This window comes from Pseudomonas sp. FP2294 (assembly GCF_030687625.1).
Classification (GTDB): domain Bacteria; phylum Pseudomonadota; class Gammaproteobacteria; order Pseudomonadales; family Pseudomonadaceae; genus Aquipseudomonas; species Aquipseudomonas shahriarae.
This window is the reverse complement of the sequence record NZ_CP117441.1, coordinates 5,753,032-5,769,936: the sequence shown is the minus strand read 5'-3', so window position 1 is coordinate 5,769,936 and position 16,905 is coordinate 5,753,032. Positions and strand designations below refer to the sequence as shown.

General features: G+C 62.3%; 15 protein-coding genes. 3 read left to right on the top strand and 12 right to left on the bottom strand.

The window, feature by feature from the left end:
* Nucleotides 1-3: 3 nt before the first annotated feature.
* The 12 genes from PSH73_RS26160 to tssA form a co-directional block, all read right to left on the bottom strand.
* On the bottom strand, nt 4-438 hold the full coding sequence (locus tag PSH73_RS26160) for a DcrB-related protein (RefSeq protein WP_057961029.1): 435 nt from the start codon (nt 436-438) through the stop codon (nt 4-6).
* 15 nt (nt 439-453) lie between these two features.
* The gene (locus tag PSH73_RS26155) at nt 454-2,394 is read right to left on the bottom strand and encodes a type VI secretion system Vgr family protein (RefSeq protein WP_057961028.1); all 1,941 of its coding nucleotides are present in this window, start codon (nt 2,392-2,394) and stop codon (nt 454-456) included.
* A 156-nt stretch (nt 2,395-2,550) separates the two neighbouring features.
* A complete protein-coding gene (gene tssH, locus PSH73_RS26150; RefSeq protein ID WP_057961027.1) occupies nt 2,551-5,214 on the bottom strand; it encodes a type VI secretion system ATPase TssH in 2,664 nt (887 codons plus the stop codon).
* Nucleotides 5,207-6,250, bottom strand: a complete 1,044-nt coding sequence (gene tssG / locus PSH73_RS26145) for a type VI secretion system baseplate subunit TssG (RefSeq protein ID WP_057961026.1) — start codon at nt 6,248-6,250, stop codon at nt 5,207-5,209. Before tssG ends, tssH begins: the two co-directional genes overlap by 8 nt.
* Nucleotides 6,214-8,070 (bottom strand): type VI secretion system baseplate subunit TssF, encoded by a 1,857-nt coding sequence (gene tssF, locus PSH73_RS26140; RefSeq protein WP_057961025.1) that lies wholly within the window; start codon nt 8,068-8,070, stop codon nt 6,214-6,216. Before tssF ends, tssG begins: the two co-directional genes overlap by 37 nt.
* Entirely contained in the window at nt 8,067-8,582 is a 516-nt protein-coding gene (gene tssE, locus PSH73_RS26135) for a type VI secretion system baseplate subunit TssE (RefSeq protein WP_057440531.1), read from the bottom strand. The genes tssF and tssE overlap by 4 nt, the downstream gene beginning before the upstream one ends.
* Nucleotides 8,576-9,022, bottom strand: coding sequence for a hypothetical protein (locus PSH73_RS26130; protein ID WP_057440530.1), 447 nt, complete (start codon nt 9,020-9,022; stop codon nt 8,576-8,578). Before PSH73_RS26130 ends, tssE begins: the two co-directional genes overlap by 7 nt.
* Nucleotides 9,019-9,459 (bottom strand): type VI secretion system amidase effector protein Tae4, encoded by a 441-nt coding sequence (locus PSH73_RS26125; protein ID WP_120734345.1) that lies wholly within the window; start codon nt 9,457-9,459, stop codon nt 9,019-9,021. The genes PSH73_RS26130 and PSH73_RS26125 overlap by 4 nt, the downstream gene beginning before the upstream one ends.
* Nucleotides 9,460-9,540: 81 nt before the next feature.
* Nucleotides 9,541-10,029: a type VI secretion system tube protein Hcp gene (locus PSH73_RS26120; protein WP_029289879.1), complete on the bottom strand. Its 489-nt coding sequence runs from the start codon at nt 10,027-10,029 to the stop codon at nt 9,541-9,543.
* Between the two features lie 147 nt (nt 10,030-10,176).
* Complete coding sequence (gene tssC, locus PSH73_RS26115; RefSeq protein ID WP_057440528.1) at nt 10,177-11,673, bottom strand: type VI secretion system contractile sheath large subunit; 1,497 nt, start codon at nt 11,671-11,673, stop codon at nt 10,177-10,179.
* A 2-nt stretch (nt 11,674-11,675) separates the two neighbouring features.
* Nucleotides 11,676-12,182 (bottom strand): type VI secretion system contractile sheath small subunit, encoded by a 507-nt coding sequence (tssB, locus tag PSH73_RS26110; RefSeq protein ID WP_010168268.1) that lies wholly within the window; start codon nt 12,180-12,182, stop codon nt 11,676-11,678.
* A gap of 54 nt (nt 12,183-12,236) precedes the next feature.
* Nucleotides 12,237-13,256 carry a type VI secretion system protein TssA gene (gene tssA, locus PSH73_RS26105; protein WP_057961042.1) on the bottom strand — a complete coding sequence of 340 codons (1,020 nt, stop codon included), beginning with the start codon at nt 13,254-13,256 and terminating at the stop codon, nt 12,237-12,239.
* Between the two features lie 402 nt (nt 13,257-13,658).
* Between tssA and tagH the strand changes: the two genes are divergently transcribed.
* From tagH to tssK, 3 genes are read left to right on the top strand one after another with little or no spacing between them, the layout of a single operon-like run.
* Nucleotides 13,659-14,999: a type VI secretion system-associated FHA domain protein TagH gene (tagH, locus tag PSH73_RS26100; protein ID WP_128593296.1), complete on the top strand. Its 1,341-nt coding sequence runs from the start codon at nt 13,659-13,661 to the stop codon at nt 14,997-14,999.
* A 43-nt stretch (nt 15,000-15,042) separates the two neighbouring features.
* The gene (gene tssJ / locus PSH73_RS26095; RefSeq protein ID WP_057961020.1) at nt 15,043-15,549 is read left to right on the top strand and encodes a type VI secretion system lipoprotein TssJ; all 507 of its coding nucleotides are present in this window, start codon (nt 15,043-15,045) and stop codon (nt 15,547-15,549) included.
* Nucleotides 15,550-15,567: 18 nt separating this feature from the next.
* Nucleotides 15,568-16,902, top strand: a complete 1,335-nt coding sequence (gene tssK / locus PSH73_RS26090) for a type VI secretion system baseplate subunit TssK (protein ID WP_057961019.1) — start codon at nt 15,568-15,570, stop codon at nt 16,900-16,902.
* The last annotated feature ends 3 nt before the right edge of the window (nt 16,903-16,905 follow it).

The following is a 16,905-nucleotide window of genomic DNA, read 5'->3' as shown; positions in this document are numbered from 1 at the left end:
CCATCACGCAGGCACGTCGAACGACAACGAGTTTTTGATGATCGCCCAATGCGCCGCCTCGGCATCACCAAGCTTGTCGGCCTTCACATAACTCAAGGCAAGCATCTTGCGCGTCCCCGGCAACACCAGGGCCAACTGGTACTGGAACACCTTGTCGTTGCCCTTGTTGAACTGGCTGCACAGCTCGATCCCTTCGACCTCCTGGGCGGCGCCCAGGCGTACCGGCACGCTGGGCAGGCAGCGCAGGTCCTGCACCTGTTTTTCCAGGCGCTTGAGCTGGTCGTCGAAGTTGCTGTGCAAGGTTTCGCCTTCCGCCAGCAAGCTGCGGCTGACGATCAGCGAAGTCCCCAGTTCCGGGAACTTGAGGATATTGATCGTCGCGTCCTGCAGCTCGCCGGCGGGCAGTTGAAACTGGAATTCGTTGATGCGGTACGTCATGGCAAACAGGTCTCGTCAGGAGCTTTTAGGCGCGGGGAACGCGGCTTTGATATTGGCGTCGATGCTGGTTTTTATGCCTTGGCCATCCGGTGTGGCGCCAGGCCCGCCGCCGTTGTTGAGGTGCAGCACGCCGCCGGTGTTGAATTCGGCGTCGCCGCTGGCGTAGAAGCTGATTTGCACGCCAGTGAGGTTGATCTGCCCGCTGGCGTTCAACTCGAGGATGCTTTCCCCGCACACCAGGCGCAGGTTTTCGCCGACCTCGATGACATAGCTCTGGCTGATGCTGTCGGTCTTCTTCTGGCCAACGGAGAGCACGTCTTCCTGCTTGACGATGCGCAGGCGGTTATTGCCAATGGTCACCGTCTCGTTATGCCCAATGCTCTTGTTGCGGTCATGCCCCACCGAGTGGCTTTCATCCACCTCCACCACGATGTCCTGATTGCGCTCGGCATGGATGTACAGCTGCTCCAGGCCCTTCTTGTCCTCCATGCGGATTTCATTGAAGTTCGCCGGGCTGCCGCCCTTGCTGGAGCGGCTTTTCATCCCGCTCTGGGTGGCGTTTTCCGGCAGGTCGTAGGGCACCGTCTGTTCGGCGTTGTACACCCGCCCGGTAATGATCGGCCGGTCCGGGTCGCCCTCAAGGAAGCTCACAATCACTTCCTGGCCGATGCGCGGGATCTGCATCGAACCCCAGTTTTTGCCGGCCCAGGATTGCGACACGCGAATCCAGCAGGAGCTGTTTTCGTTGGACTGATCGTGGCGGTCCCAATAGAAATGCACCTTTACCCGGCCATACTGGTCGGTCCAGATTTCCTCGCCCTTGGGCCCGACCACCAGTGCGGTCTGCGGGCCTTTGACGATGGGCCGGTGGGTGTTGGCCAGCGGGCGGAAGCTCTGTTGAGCGTCGATGCAGGTCAGGCTGCTGTCGAACTGCGCCGACGCCGCGCCGCCTCCGGATTCCAGGCGCTCCTGGGTGATGTAGTAGCGCGCGCCGAGGATCAGGTACTCGCGGTTCTGGTCGCGGCGGCTGAAGCCGGTGAGGCTGAACAGATGGCCGGAGCCCAGGCCCCGGGCGTTGCCGCTGAACTCCACTTGTTCGTGCAGGGTTTGCAGGGCTTCGATACGGGTGCGTGCGTAGTGTTCGCCGTCTTCGCTTTTGACGTAGGTGCCGGGGTAGTCGTACAGCGGATAGTCGCCAGCGGTGTGCGGGCGCGGCATGGCCGAGCGCACGTCGATGCTGGCGCTGGGGCGCTGAAAGTCGTAGTCGTTGAGCTCAAGGGAACCGGGCTGGACTTGCTGCACCAGGTGCCAGTTGTGCATATGGTCGCGTTCGCGCTGCTGCTCGTCCTTGGGGTAGTAGGGCACCGAGGTGTAGCCGGGCACCGTGGCGTGGGCGCCATAGGCGTCGGCCAGCACCAGCACGTGGCGGTCCTGCTCGTGACGGAAGAAGTAGTAGATGCCTTCCTGTTCCATCAGGCGGCTGACGAAATCGAAGCTGGTCTCGCGGTACTGCACGCAGTATTCCCACTCGCGATACGGCCGGCTCAGGGCATCTTCGAAGTCGGAAAAGCCCAGGTCGCGGAACACCTGCTTGATGATCTGCGGGATGCTCAGGTTCTGGAAAATCCGGCAGTCGGAGGTGCGGCTCAGCAGCCATAACCACGGGCGCAGGGTCACCTGGTAACTGGCGAACTGGCCCTGGTCGATGTTCTGGCTGCAGCGTGCGACGAGCCCATGGAAATACCGCTCGCCGCCATCCGCCAGTTGCAGGCTGACGCTCATCGGCTTGCCCAGCAACTGGTTGAGATCGATATTGGCGTCCAGCGAGTTCAGTTGCAGCTCGTAGCTGAACAGCCGCCCCAACTCTTCGTCACCGCCCATTTCATTGAGCAGCAGCACATCCGGCCCCAGGGGGCTGGTGATCTTGGCCAGGCGTGAGGCTTGGTTGAAAAGCATCGGTTGTCCCGTAAGTGTCTTAATAACTGAAGAAACCGAATCCGATGTGGGAGCGGGCTTGCTCGCGAATGCGGTGTATCAGTTGATACATCCGGCGACTGACTCACCGTATTCGCGAGCAAGCCCGCTCCCACATTTGGATTGCACTTCGTCAGGTTATTCGGTGTCGCTGAAGGTGTAGTGCAATTCGTTATCCCGCGTGCCGATCCGCACCCCCGCCAGTGCCTTACCTTCGAGCATGCGCGTGAGGAACTCGCGGCTCATGTCCGGCAGCAGGCTGTTGGTGAGGATGGTGTCGATCATCCGCCCGCCGCTTTCGGTTTCGGTGCAGCGCGAGACGATCAGGTCGATCACCGCGTCGTCGTAGTCGAACGCGACTTTGTGGGTGTTCTCTACACGCTTCTTGATGCGGTCCAGTTGCAGGCGGGTGATCGCCTTGAGCATCACGTCGCTGAGTGGGTAATACGGAATCGTCACCAGGCGCCCGAGCAGGGCCGGCGGGAAGATTTCCAGTAGTGGCTGGCGCAGGGCCTTGGCGATGTCCTCCGGGTCGGGCACGTTTGCCGGGTCTTTGCAGACGTGGGAAATCAGCTCGGTGCCGGCGTTGGTGGTCAGCAGGATCAAGGTGTTCTTGAAGTCGATCACCCGGCCTTCGCCGTCCTCCATCACGCCCTTGTCGAAGACCTGGAAGAAAATCTCATGCACGTCCGGGTGAGCCTTTTCCACTTCGTCCAGCAGCACCACGCTGTAGGGTTTGCGCCGCACGGCTTCGGTCAGCACGCCGCCTTCGCCATAACCGATATAGCCCGGTGGCGCACCTTTGAGGGTCGACACGGTATGGGCTTCCTGGAACTCGCTCATGTTGATGGTGATCACGTTCTGCTCGCCGCCGTACATGGCTTCGGCCAGGGCCAGGGCGGTTTCGGTCTTGCCCACGCCGGAGGTGCCGGCCAGCATGAACACGCCAATCGGCTTGCTCGGGTTGTCGAGGCCGGCGCGGGAGGTCTGGATGCGCTTGGCGATCATCTGCAACGCGTGGTCCTGGCCGATGATGCGTTTCTTCAGGTGCTGGTCGAGGTTGAGCACCGTCTCCAGTTCATTGCGCGCCATACGGCCCACCGGGATGCCGGTCCAGTCGGCAACCACCGAGGCCACGGCCTGGTAATCCACGGTCGGCAGGATCAGCGGGGTTTCGCCTTGCAGGGCGCTGAGGCGCTGTTGCAGGTCCACCAGTTGTGCGCGCAACTCGTCGTTGCCGCTGTCGACAGCGCCAGCCTTCTCGCGCAGGGTCGCCCGGGTGGCGAGCAGCTCGTCCACCAGGGTTTTCTCGTCGGCCCAGCGGCTTTCCAGCGTTGCCAGGCGCTCGCGCTCGGCGCTCAGCAAGGCTTCGCTATTGCTCTGGCGTGCACCAATGGCGATGCCGATCGCATGCTCACGGGCGATGATTTGCAGCTCGGTTTCCAGGGCTTCGATACGGCGGCGACTGTCGTCCACCTCGGCCGGCACTGCGTGGAGGCTGATGGCGACGCGGGCGCAGGCGGTGTCCAGCAGGCTCACCGATTTATCCGGCAACTGGCGTGCCGGGATATAGCGGTGGGACAGCTTCACCGAGGCTTCCAGGGCTTCATCGAGGATCTGCACCTGGTGGTGTTTTTCCATGGTCGAGGCCACGCCGCGCATCATCAGCAGCGCCTTGTCTTCCGACGGCTCGGCCACTTGCACTACCTGGAAGCGGCGGGTCAGGGCCGGGTCTTTCTCGATGTGCTTCTTGTACTCGGCCCAGGTGGTGGCCGCCACCGTGCGCAAGGTGCCACGGGCCAGGGCCGGCTTGAGCAGGTTGGCTGCATCACCGGTGCCGGCGGCGCCACCGGCACCGACCAGGGTGTGGGCTTCGTCGATAAACAGGATGATCGGTTTTGGCGAGGCCTGGACGTCTTCGATGACCTGGCGCAGGCGCTGTTCGAATTCGCCTTTCATGCTGGCGCCAGCTTGCAGCAGGCCCACATCCAGGCTGCGCAGTTCTACGTCCTTCAACGCCGGCGGCACGTCGCCGGCGACGATGCGCAGGGCAAAACCTTCGACCACCGCCGTCTTGCCCACCCCGGCCTCACCGGTGAGGATCGGGTTGTTCTGGCGTCGACGCATCAGGATATCCACCAGTTGCCGAATTTCTTCGTCACGCCCCACGATCGGGTCGAGCTTGCCGCTGCGCGCCTGCTCGGTGAGGTCAACGGTGAAACGCTTGAGAGCTTCCTGCTTGCCCATGGCACTCGGCGCCATGGCGCCGCTGGCTTCGCCCGGCACGGCACCGGCGTTGAAACCGTCACTGGCGCTCAGGGCGTTTTCCGGCGAATCACCGACATATTCATCAAAGCGCTCGCTCAGGGCCTCGGCCTTGATCTTGTCGAACTCCCCCGACAAACCCAGCAGCGCATGCCGCAGGCTCGGCGTCTTCAGAATGCCCAGCACCAGGTAGCCGGTACGCACCTGGCTTTCGCCAAACATCAGGCTGCCGTACACCCAGCCGCGCTCTACTGCTTCTTCCACGTGGGACGACAGGTCGGTGATCGAGGTCGAGCCACGGGGCAGGCGGTCCAGGGCTTCGGTGAGGTCGCGGGCCAGGCGCGCCGGCTCGACGTTGAACTGGCGGATGATGCGATGCAGGTCCGAGTCCTGCAGTTGCAGCAACTGGTGAAACCAGTGGGCCAGCTCCACGTAGGGGTTACCGCGCAATTTGCAGAACACCGTGGCGGCTTCGATGGCCTTGTAGGCCACGCTGTTGAGTTTGCCGAACAGTGCGGCGCGACTGATTTCACCCATGCTCTGAATTCCTTGAGGTGGTGGCCTGATCGGCGTAATGCCGGGCCAGGATTAGGTCGTTGGCGTCGTGCCCGGGTTGGCCGAGCCACGTGTTGAAGCCCAGGCGGAACTGGCCGTTGAGTTGCAGCGCCGGGACTTCGGGTTGTTGCAGAACCAGGTTCAAGTCCCAGTCCAGTTCATGGCCCAGGTATTCGGCAACCCAGGCCACAAGCTCGTTGAACGGCTGGCTGCCGGGCAACATGCCCATGTAGTCGTCCAGCATGAGCGGGCCCAGGCGGATGCGAAATTTATGCTGGCGGTCCCACACATGGCTGCCCAGGCAGAAGTCCACGCCCAACTGATTGGCGCTGACGCTGACCCGGCTGCGCTCTGGCAGCTCCAGCCATTGGCCGACGTACTCTTCAATCTCCACCGGCAGGCCGAAATACTCGCCGAGAATCGCCTTCAGGCCGTCCGGGTAGCGGGTTTGTGCCGAGAGGTGGCCGCTGTAATGCAGCTTTGCGGTGTCGGGGATCAGGCCCTGGTCGAGCAGGCTGGGCATGCCCCGGCCACTCAAGGCGGCGAGGCGTGCGGACCAGTAATCATCGTCGGGCCGATCATGGCTGACGGTCGGCCGCGCTTCGGCCCAGGCCCGGTAGAACAGGGTCAGCAGGCGGTGGTGGAACACATCAAGGAAGCGCTTGCTGGTGCTGTCGGCGTTGTTGCGCTGGCGTTCGCGCACGTATTCGGTGATGTGCAGCGGCAGCGGACCATTGGGGCCGCCGAGGCCAAAAAAGAACTGCTCCAGGCGCGCAGGCGTGCCGTCGGCGCCGGGCGCTACCGACGCCAGGGTGGCCGGGGCGAAGGTGCAATCGGCCTGTTGTCCGAGGCGCAACGGGTCATCGGCCAGGCGCAGGGAATGGCCCAGGCGCGGCAAGTCTGGCGATTCGCACTCGATACGGCGCAGCGCCTGGAAGAAGTCATATTCCCAGGGCTCCTGGTGCATCGCCTCCAGGGTACTCACAGGGTCGGACGACGTCCGGGCTTGGCTTTCCATCGCATGATCTCGCCGCGTTCGGTGGTACGGATCACCGTCTCGGTAAAACTGTTGATCGACACATAACGCGCCAGGAACCGTTCCAGTACCGCACCGAGCAGGAACACGCCGGTGCCGCGAAACGCGTTTTCATCAAATTCCAGGGTGATCTCCAGGCCACGACCAAACACGATCGGGCCGGGCATCGGCAGGCGGCGGGTCACCGCTTTGCTGCTGACCTCGCGCAGGCCTTCGATCTGCAGTTGCAGGGCGGCGTCGTTGCTGTCGCCATACAGGCGCAGCAGTTCACGCAACGCGGCGGCGCCCTGGCCCTCGCTGAGGGACAGGTAGTTGAGCGACAACTGGCTGATCAGCCGCCAGGCCTTGGCATCATGGGCGTGGCTGGCGCGCGGACGGCTGGGTCCGGCGACGCAGCGCACGGCCAGCACCGGGGCGCTGTCGGACAGGGTGAAGTCAGTCTTGCCGTTGCCCACACTCATGAACAGCGGCAGGTCGCGGTTGGTGCACAGCGCGGTCACGCCCAGTTGGCGCAGGTCGTGGCGGTAGGGCGCCTGCTGACTGTCGACCAGGCTGACAAAGGTCTCGCTGCCCACATACGTGGAGCGCGGGCCATTGCGCCGCTGGTCGCTGGATAGCACGCGCGGCTCGCGGCGCACGCTGTAATAACTCTGGTCGCGGCCGTAGCGCGACGGATCGCGCACGGCGTAGAACGGCAAAAAGGCTTGTTCCGGCCCGGTGCCATGGCCGGTGATGCCGCTCAGGGAGTGAATCTCGAAGTCCATGGGCCGGGTGCGGTCGGCAATCACATGGTGCTCGTTGACCCGTTCGGACAGGTGAATCCGGTCCACGCGCTTGGGGAACAGGTTGATCGCCGGGGTGCAGAACGGCACGAATTGCGCGGCCCCCACACTGCCTTCCAGGCTCGGGTCGTGGCGGTCGAACAGCACGATCAACTCCAACTCCTGGCCATCGCAGCGTCGTACCGCGCGGCTCAGTTCAGCGAACTCGACGAACAGGTAGCGATGGGGCAGGGCGAAGTATTCCTGCAACAGGCGATAACCCTGGAACGCCCGCGATACCACTGGCATCGCCGCCTCGGCGTCGTCGAACCCGCGCGGACGCAGTGCGTCCTGTGGCAGACGCTCCACCCAGTCACCGCCGGGCTGGCGCGCAAACACCGCGCAAACATTGCCGAGCAACTGCTCGTAGAGGCGGAACGGTTGCTCATCGGCGCCGCTCAGGTACAGCGGCAGGCTGTCCAGGGCCAGGCTGTTGAAGGGCAGCTCGGCGCCGGTACGCAAGGTCAGGCGCAAACCGGCCTTGGCCTTGGGTTCGCTGGCGGCCAGGCGCCCGAGCACGGCGGACGGGTTGCCGAAGTAATCGGCCTGGCTGACCTGCAACGGCCACAGCATCACTGGGTGCGCGGTGCGGTACTCGCAGCAGGTCTGGGTTTCGCGGCCCAGGGCGGCACGCAATACGGTGTCGCGAGGCAGTGGAAAGCCGCTGGCCAGGGAGCCCTCATCGGGATCGGCCTGCAGCTGCACCACGGTCATCGACGGGGTCGGCGCCAGGTAGTGCGGGTAGGCGATTTCCAGCAGATTGTGGGTGAAGGTCGGGTACTCGGCATCGAGCTTGAGCTGCACCCGGGCGGTGAGATAAGCGAAGCCTTCGAGCAAACGCTCGACGTACGGGTCGGCGCAGTCCATGCCGGACAGGGTCAGCCGGCTGGCGATCTTCGGGTATTCCTTGGCGAACTCCGCAGCGCTCTCGCGCACATGGTGCAGTTCCTGGTTGTACAGCTCCAGCAGGCGCGGGTTCATGGGCGTCTCCGCTGGTCGGCATTGACCACGCGTACATGGCCGGACTCCAGGTCCAGGTCGGTCTGCAGCAGCAGGCGCAAGGGCACCGGCTGCGCCCACAGGTCGCCTTCGATCTCGAAACTCAGGGCGTTGTGATTCATCTCGCCATGGGCCACGCGCGCCTTGACCCGCAGGGTGTGGCGCAGGATGCGCGGCTCGAAGGTGGCAATCGCCTGGTAGATCAGGGCTTCCAGAGCATTGATATCGACACTCGATGCACTGTTGCCCGCCAGCGCCGGCAGGCCGTAATTAATCACCGACGTCCCCGCCGGGGTGTGCAACGTGGCATCGGCGCTGAGCAGCGACGTGGTATTGAGCAGCCACGCCAGGTCCCGCAGCACCGAGGCTTTGAGCTGGGTCAGGGACAGCACGCGCTTGTCCGCGCTTTCCTTGGGATTGCTCGGCTCGTCGTCGGTCAACCGGTCCAACAGGGACGGTTGCAGGCGGTCGCGGGTGGCGATTTCGGTTACCACGTAAAAAATGCCACGAAGTTTTTCTGGTCCATAGCACCAAGCAAACAATGACCGCTTTCGGCAACCATAGACGCCTCCAAGCGACCCTCAATATGTCTGATGGCCTGATACTGAGAGCGACACTCCTGGCTCGGTGCAGGTTCTGGTGCAAAGTGCTGCACAATGATGATCTGTGCATTGTTAAAACTCTCGACCCTTGGTTGGCCATTGCGGTCGATGCTCAGATGGCAAGGCCAAGGCATATCCAGAGTCAACAGGCTCTGGTCGGGCTTACGCAATGCACAGCGTTGTGCATGACTTTCCAAGGTCAGTCGTTGACCTCCAACCACCACCTCGGGGTTGGATTGGGTGGCGTCGATTTGTTCAGCTTGCTCCGCACAGGCATTCAGGCTCAACAGCACGCTCATTGACAGTATGCATTGCAGGGTGCGTGTGATCATTTCAACTCCCAGAACCAGACCTGTCGGGATCGGTGCGCCTGGTCGGCAAAGTCACCCGTTACTGAGCCTCGGTTCCATAGGTCAATATGGTCGCCGGTACGTGCTTCCAGAGATTGTCCCATCCGGGCAAAACAATCTTTGAAGAAAATAATCCCGGTTTTTTGGTAAAGCGTACGACGGTCCTCGGCGCTGCCCGTAAGAATGGTTGGGCGACCGAGATGATGACGCCACAGCCAGTTAGCCAATGACTCCGCGCCTCGGGCGTGGTCATGCGCGCACTTGGGTTCGCTATAGGTCGATTTGTTTACCTTGATGGTTTTTTCGGCGTTAAGCGTGATGCTCATACGGATGGCGCATTGATTGTCCCAAGGGCCGTCGCAGGGTGTTGGCGTTGTGGGGTAGTTTGCCCACAAATTAATAAACGAAGGTTTGGCCATGACTCAGACACCGAAAAGAGGAAGGTCGAAATTCGAGCAAGCACCAAAATCCCCCGGCGTGTGGCGCCGGGGGGCTTCGTATCAACGCTTGGTGTTGGAACGGATATTCCAGCCGAACTTGATCGGGCCGCCGTCCTTGGTGCCGTCGGCTTTCTGCGGCTGGTAGTCGACCATCACCTGGGCAAAGTTCAGGGTGACGTTTTCGGTCAGGCGATCATCGCTGCCCGAACCGCCGGTGCTCAGGGAGGTGATCAGTACTTCTTCGAGGTTGATGATCATGTACTCGACCTGGCTTTCGCCGCCGGCCTTGCGCACGGTCAGCTTGACCTTGTCGATGTGCTTGCCGCTGGCGCAATGCATCATCAGGTTAGGCGAAGCCTTGTCCACGTACTTGGTCAGCGACAGGTCCTGGATATTCACCTTACCCGCACCGCCGCCACTGCCAACGTGCATGTTGCCGGACTGGGCCATGCCCCAGCTCCAGTTCAGCACGTCGATTTCGTCCTTGTGGGCCTTGTCCATGGACTCGCCCTTGATGTCGCCGATCTTGATGAAAATATCAACAGCCATGTTTTCTCCCTGTGTGGCACGGGCCACTTGATTTGGTGATCGTTCCCACGCTCTGCGTGGTAACGCATCCTGTGACGCTCTGCGTCACCGGGACGCCGAGCATCCCGGGCGGCATTCCCACGCGGAGCGTGGGAACGAGCGAATGACTTACGCGCTTTTTGCCGAAGGCAGTTTCGATACCAGGCGCAGCGACACGGTCAGCCCTTCGAGCTGGTAGTGCGGACGCAGGTAGAACTTGGAGTTGTAGTACCCCGGGTTGCCTTCGACGTCTTCCACGATCACTTCCGCCGCAGCCAATGGGTGCTGGGCCTTGGTGGTTTCGGTGGAGTGCGCCGGATCGCCGTCGACGTAGTTGAGGATCCAGTCCTGCAACCAGCGCTGCATCTCGTCCTTCTCTTTGAAGGAACCGATCTTGTCGCGCACGATGCACTTCAGGTAGTGGGCGAAACGGCAGGTGGCGAACAGGTACGGCAGGCGCGCGGCCAGGTTGGCGTTGGCGGTGGCGTCTGGGTCGTCGTATTCGGCCGGTTTCTGCAACGACTGGGCGCCGATGAACGCGGCGAAGTCGGTGTTTTTCTTGTGCAGCAGTGGCATGAAACCGTTCTTCGCCAGCTCTGCTTCACGGCGGTCGCTGATGGCGATTTCGGTCGGGCACTTCATGTCCACACCACCGTCATCGGTGGGGAAGGTGTGGGCCGGCAGGTTTTCCACTTCGCCGCCAGATTCCACGCCACGGATGCGCGAGCACCAGCCGTAGTGCTTGAACGAACGGTTGATGTTCACCGCCATCGCGTACGCGGCGTTGGCCCAGGTGTACTTCGAGCTGTCGGCGCCGTCGGTGTTTTCTTCGAAGGCGAAGGCTTCCACCGGGTCAGTCTTGGCGCCATACGGCAGGCGTGCCAGGAAACGCGGCATGGTCAGGCCGATGTAGCGCGAGTCTTCCGATTCGCGCAGCGAGCGCCAGCCGGCGTATTCCGGGGTGGTGAAGATCTTGGTCAGGTCACGCGGGTTCGACAGTTCCTGCCACGAGCCCATGCCCATCACGGTCGGCGATGCAGCTGCGATGAACGGTGAGTGCATTGCGGCGCAGACTTTCGACAGCTCGCCCAGCAGTTCCACGTCAGGTGGCGACTGGTCGAAGTAGTAATCGCCCACCAGGCAACCGTAAGGTTCGCCGCCGAACTGGCCGTATTCTTCTTCGTACATCTTCTTGAAGATCGGGCTCTGGTCCCACGCGGTGCCCTTGAATTTCTTCAGGGTCTTGTGCAGGTCAGTCTTGGAGATATTGAGCACGCGAATCTTCAGCTGCTCGTCGCTCTCGGTGTTGTTGACCAGGTAGTGCAGGCCACGCCAGGCGCTTTCCAGCTGCTGGAAATCCGGGTGATGAATCACCTGGTTGACCTGGGCGGTGAGCTTGGCGTCGATGGCGGCGATGATCGACTCGATCGACTTGATCGCGTCGTTGGAGACCAGGTCGGTTTGCGCCAGGGCCTGCTCGGCCAGGGTGCGCACGGCCGTCTCGACGGCTTCGCGGGCACGCTCGGTCTTGGGCTTGAATTCTTGCAGCAACAGCGAGGCGAACTCACTGGTTTCTTCGGTGGCGCCCAGGTTCTGTGCGCCTTCGCGGGCGGTATTCTCGCTCATGATTACTGGTCCCCAGCAGGTTTTGGCGCGCTCGCAAGGGCCTGCAGCAGTGCCGGGTCCTTGATCGCCTTCATGATGATTTCTTCAGCGCCAGTCTTGCCGTCCATGTAGGTCAGCAGGTTGGCCAGCTGGGTACGCGCTTCGAGCAGCTTGTTCAGCGAGTCGACCTTGCGCGCCACGGCAGCCGGGCTGAAGTCGTCCATGCTTTCAAAGGTGATGTCCAGGCTCAGGTTGCCTTCGCCGGTCAGCTCGTTGGGTACGTGGAAGGCTACGCGCGGCTGCATGGCCTTGAGGCGTGAGTCGAAGTTGTCGACGTCCACTTCAAGGAACTTGCGATCAGCGACCGGCGCCAGAGGCTCGGCGGGCTTGCCGGCGAGGTCGGCCATCACACCCATCACGAAGGGCAGTTGGACCTTTTTCTCGGCGCCGTAAAGCTCGACGTCGTACTCGATCTGCACTCGAGGCGCGCGGTTGCGCGCGATGAATTTCTGAGAACTTTGCTTCGCCACGTTGCTGCTCCTGGTCGCTTGAGCGACGGTGTTGTTACTGCTCAGTCGGGCGGCTTACTCGCCGTCCGGGCCGCGCAGGTTTTCAAATTGGGACATGCCGTCGGGAATCAGATTGCGCACGATGGTCGCGAAATCGGCGTGCACCAGATTTTTCGCCCGGTTCAACAGCACCGGCAACGGGCTGGAAGGCTCGTGCCGGGTGTAGTACGCAAGGATTCGGTCCAGGTCGCGCAGCACCTCATCGCGGCTGGCGATGTCGCCAGTATTGCGGGGTGCGGCAGGGGCGGCGGCGTGTTCGACCGAGGCGTGGCTGTCGTCACTGACAACTTCGGGTTCACGGCTGTCGCCGCTCTGCGCAGCGAACTGGCTGAAAATCTGCAGGGCCTGCTTGAGCAGGTGTTTCAGCGCGCCGAGGTCTACGCCCTGGGCGGAACCGACTTGCTCGCTGACGTGTTTTTCAATGGTTTCACAGGCCGCACGGGCCTCGACGAGGGCTGCGTGGGTGGCTTGCAGCTGCTCTGGATCACTGTCGAGGAAGGCTCCGGCCAGTTGCTCGGTACCAAGGGTTTCGCCGGGGAAACTTTGCAGGCCGCTGGCGTTCAGGGCGCCACGCAGGCTCACGGGGCCAAACGCCCGCGAGCGCGTGAGGACACTTTCGCGCAGCAGGCGGATGTTCGTGTCGCAGGTCATTCCCGCGAGGGCGTTGATGCGTACGGTGGGGTCGTTGTGGTCATCGGCATCCAGGCGTGGATGCAGATCGGCCCAGTACTGCTGGAGCAGTTCACTGATCAGGGTCAGGACGCTGGCCAGCCCGCCAACACCTTGCAGGGCGAGGGAGCTTTGCAGCAAAAAATGAGTGATGCGCAGGTCTTTGCTGCGCTGCAGCAAGTCCAGGCACTGTTGCTGGATGCTGCGCCAGTCTGGCGGCTCGGCGGGCAAAATGGCGTCGCCCATGCTGCGCTCAGGTTGACCCTGGGCAGCACGTTCCAAGTGCAGGAAATCCGCGTCATATTCCAAGTCTTCGCCACACGGCGAAGTCGCGGAAACAGCGGTGAGCAGCAGCGGCACATCCACCAAATTCGATCTCCATATCGGCCCTTTAGTCTTGGGCAATTCATGCGTTAGTTGCGCGGCTAGTTGCGCAATTTATCGGCATGTTTTCCTGGTCAGGTCAGCGCACTGATTTCAGTGTGCCACTACTCATCTTCAAGAAGTTGTGCATTTTTGGTGTAGTAGTTATGCGTTGTCAAGGTAAGCTATTCGTCCTGTGTGACAGATGTGCGGTGTTTAACAACCTGTGCGACCGATGAGTCAAAATAGGAATTCCCTGACGCTTTTTGTCACATTGACTGGTTAAAATCGGCGATCATGCTGATAAGCCAGCCTTTTTGGCGTGGTTTAAAGGATTTGCCAGGGCGCGCTTGGGAAGGTATTTCCCTTAGGCCGCCCGCGCGTGAGGTACAGCAAGGAGGCAAGATGTCACTGTGTTTGACTATTACTAGTTATCACAAGATCACCCCAGGTCAATGTCCGGAAAAGTCCATGGATAATGGAGTGATGGCAATTGGCCGCTCCAGTGAAAACGACTGGATATTGCCTGATCCAGAACGTTTGGTCTCCGCGCAACATTGCGTTATTCAATACAAAGATGGTCGTTACTATCTAACCGATAACAGTACTAATGGTGTGGAATTGGTTAACGCCGGCATTCGTTTGCGCCGGGGAAACAGTGAGCCATTACAAGACGGTGAATTGATCCGCATCGGCGACTACGAGATCCAGGCACGGATTGATTCCGGGGTGAAGGTGACCGACAGCCAGCCTTTCGGCACTGACGGCTCCAACAGTTTCGAAGCCCTCATGGGGCGCCAGGGTGCCGGTGTGGTCACGCCGCTGCCGACCCCGGTGATCGCCCCACAGTTCCAGGGTGCGTCGTCAATGGACACGCTACCGGACCTGTTTGATTTCCTCACGCCGACGGCCGTACCGCCGCCCACCCAGCCTGACCATGTACCGGCTGAGCAGCATGATTTCCGCCCGCCCGTGGCGGTTACCGTGCCCGCCCCCGAGCAGCCGTTGCACTCAGGGTCGGTGATTCCAGAAGACTGGGATCTGTTTGGCGAAACACCTACGCCGTCGATCAGCCCGCCACCACCTGTCATCGCGCCGCCTGAGCCGCCCCTCGCGCCCCCTGTGCTCGAGCCTGCGCGCCCTGTGGCAGACGCCAACCAGCCCGATTTGCTGCAAGCCTTCCTGCGTGGTGCCGGTCTCGATCAACTGCGCCTGGACAAGGCCCAGGCCGAGGCGCAGATGGAAAGCATCGGCCGCAGCTACCGGCTGATGGTCGAAGGCTTGATCGACGTACTGCGCGCACGCAGCAGCCTCAAGGGCGAGTTCCGCATGCAGCAGACGACGATCCAGCCGGTGGAAAACAATCCGTTGAAATTCGCCCCGAATGCCGACGAAGCGTTACTGCTGCTGCTACGCCACGGCAACCAAGCGTTTATGGCGCCGGACCTGGCCGTGCGCGACAGTTTCGACGACCTGCGCGCGCACCAACTGGCGGTGATGGCCGGTGTCGAAGCGGCCATCAAGCATCTGTTGACGCGCTTCGAGCCGGCCCAATTGGAAGAGCGCATGGGCAAGCCCGGCGGGCTGTCGAGCCTGTTCAACGGTTCGCGCCAGGCCCAGTACTGGCAACAGTTCACTGAGCTCTACAACAGTATTTCCCGTGAGGCCCAGGAGGATTTCCAGGACCTGTTCGGCCGTGAATTCAGCCGGGCCTATGAAGCACACAGCGCACGACAGCGGCGCTGAAACCGGAACAACGGACAGCCACATACGTCATTGAGGACGCAGGATGATTTTCAGGTTTTTACTCGCAGCCGCCAGCGTGTTGCTGCTGACGGCCTGTGCCAAGGATGCCGCGCCGCCCCAGGCGCCAGAGGCACAAATCGACACCACCCGTGTCGAGTTGCACTTCCATGCCATCGCTGGGCTCAACCCCGGCACCACGGGCCAGCCAGCCCCGGTACGGGTGCGGATTTTCGAGCTGAAAAACGCCGCTGCCTTCAGCCGTGCCGACTATTTCGCCCTGGCAGATCGCGCCCAGCCGACCCTCGGTTTGGACCTGCTGGACCAGGATGAAGTGGTGGTCCAGCCCGGCCAGCAATTGAGCATCCAGCGCGACCTCGATCCGGCCACCCGGCAGATCGGCCTGCTGGTGGGCTATCGCGAGCTGGACCGCGCGCAATGGCGCACGGTGCTCAGCGTGCCACCCCGCCAGGCCAGCGAATACCAGATCAGCCTTGATGTGCGCGCCGTACGTGCGCACCTCAGCGTTTCCCCATCCAGCCCTGCCCAATAAGAAGCAATCGGAGCCCCCATGTCCTGGAACAATCGCGTGGTCTGGTCGGAAGGCATGTTCATCGGAACGCAGCACTTCCAGCAGCATGACCGTTACCTGGAAAACCTGATTGATGCCCGCAGCCGCCCGCTGTCGGCCGGCGCCTGGGGGTTTTCCGAACTGCTGATCGACCAGGGCCTGCTGGCCCAGGGCAAGCTGGCCATTGTCTCGGCCCGTGGCCTGTTGCCCGATGGCACGCCGTTCAATATCCCCCAGGATGACCTGGCGCCGAGCCCGCTGAACATCGACGACAACCTGCGTGACGGCCTGGTGTACCTGGCCTTGCCCCTCAAGCGTGCCGGTGCCCGCGATACGGTCGACGAAGGCGAGCCCCTGGGCGCTGCGCGTTACCTGAGCCAGGTGCGCGAGGTGCGGGATGACAACGCACCCTTCGAGAACCGCGCACCGGTGGCCGTCGGCTCCCGTGCCTTGCGCTTGCTGACCGCCGCCGATGGCATCAGCGACTACGCCGCCATCGGCCTGGTGCGCATCAAGGAAAAACGCGCCGACCGCGCCCTGGTGCTGGATGACAGCTACATCCCGCCGGTGCTCGATGTGGCCGCGAGCAAGCCGCTGACGGCGTTTCGCAGCGAACTGCTGGGCCTGTTGCACCAGCGCGGCGAAGCCCTGGCCGGGCGGGTGGTGGCCTCGGGTGCCGGTGGCGCCTCGGAGATTGCCGACTTCATGCTGCTGCAACTGGTCAATCGCGCCCAGCCGCTGATCCAGCACCTGAGCCAGTCGAGCCCGCTGCACCCAGAGCGTTTGTTCAGTGAACTGGTAAGCCTGGCCGGCGAGTTCTCGACCTTCTCCACCTCGGGGCGGCGCCCCGAGGAATACCCGCGCTACCAGCATGACGACCTGGCCCTCAGCTTCGCCCCGGTGATGCAGGCCCTGCGCGAGGCGCTGTCGATGCTGATCGACAGCAAGGCCACGCCTATCCCGATTGTCGAAAAAGCCTATGGCGTGCATGTGGCGATGCTGGCGGACAAAACCCTGATTGACAGCGCCAGCTTCATCCTTGTGGTGCGTGCCGATGTCCCGGGCGAAACCCTGCGTGCGCGCTTCGGCCAGCAGAGCAAGGTCGGCTCGGTGGAGCACATCCGCGACCTGGTCAACCTGCAACTGCCGGGCATCGGCCTGCTGCCGTTGCCGGTGGCGCCACGGCAGATCCCTTACCACGCGGGCTCCACCTACTACGAGCTGGATCGCGGCAGTGAGCATTGGCAGCAACTGATTCACTCCGGCGGCTTCGCCTTCCATATCGCCGGGCAGTTCCCGGGCTTGAACCTGGCCTTCTGGGCGATCCGAGGATAATCC

Excerpts from the sequence above, each read along its gene's own strand:
- tssC (WP_057440528.1), bottom strand. The coding sequence starts at position 11,673 with ATGAGCGAGAATACCGCCCGCGAAGGCGCACAGAACCTGGGCGCCACC.
- PSH73_RS26120 (WP_029289879.1), bottom strand. The coding sequence starts at position 10,029 with ATGGCTGTTGATATTTTCATCAAGATCGGCGACATCAAGGGCGAGTCC.
- PSH73_RS26155 (WP_057961028.1), bottom strand. The coding sequence starts at position 2,394 with ATGCTTTTCAACCAAGCCTCACGCCTGGCCAAGATCACCAGCCCCCTG.
- PSH73_RS26125 (WP_120734345.1), bottom strand. The coding sequence starts at position 9,459 with ATGGCCAAACCTTCGTTTATTAATTTGTGGGCAAACTACCCCACAACG.
- tssF (WP_057961025.1), bottom strand. The coding sequence starts at position 8,070 with ATGAACCCGCGCCTGCTGGAGCTGTACAACCAGGAACTGCACCATGTG.
- tagH (WP_128593296.1), top strand. The coding sequence starts at position 13,659 with ATGTCACTGTGTTTGACTATTACTAGTTATCACAAGATCACCCCAGGT.
- PSH73_RS26130 (WP_057440530.1), bottom strand. The coding sequence starts at position 9,022 with ATGATCACACGCACCCTGCAATGCATACTGTCAATGAGCGTGCTGTTG.
- tssJ (WP_057961020.1), top strand. The coding sequence starts at position 15,043 with ATGATTTTCAGGTTTTTACTCGCAGCCGCCAGCGTGTTGCTGCTGACG.
- tssK (WP_057961019.1), top strand. The coding sequence starts at position 15,568 with ATGTCCTGGAACAATCGCGTGGTCTGGTCGGAAGGCATGTTCATCGGA.
- tssH (WP_057961027.1), bottom strand. The coding sequence starts at position 5,214 with ATGGGTGAAATCAGTCGCGCCGCACTGTTCGGCAAACTCAACAGCGTG.
- tssG (WP_057961026.1), bottom strand. The coding sequence starts at position 6,250 with ATGGAAAGCCAAGCCCGGACGTCGTCCGACCCTGTGAGTACCCTGGAG.
- PSH73_RS26160 (WP_057961029.1), bottom strand. The coding sequence starts at position 438 with ATGACGTACCGCATCAACGAATTCCAGTTTCAACTGCCCGCCGGCGAG.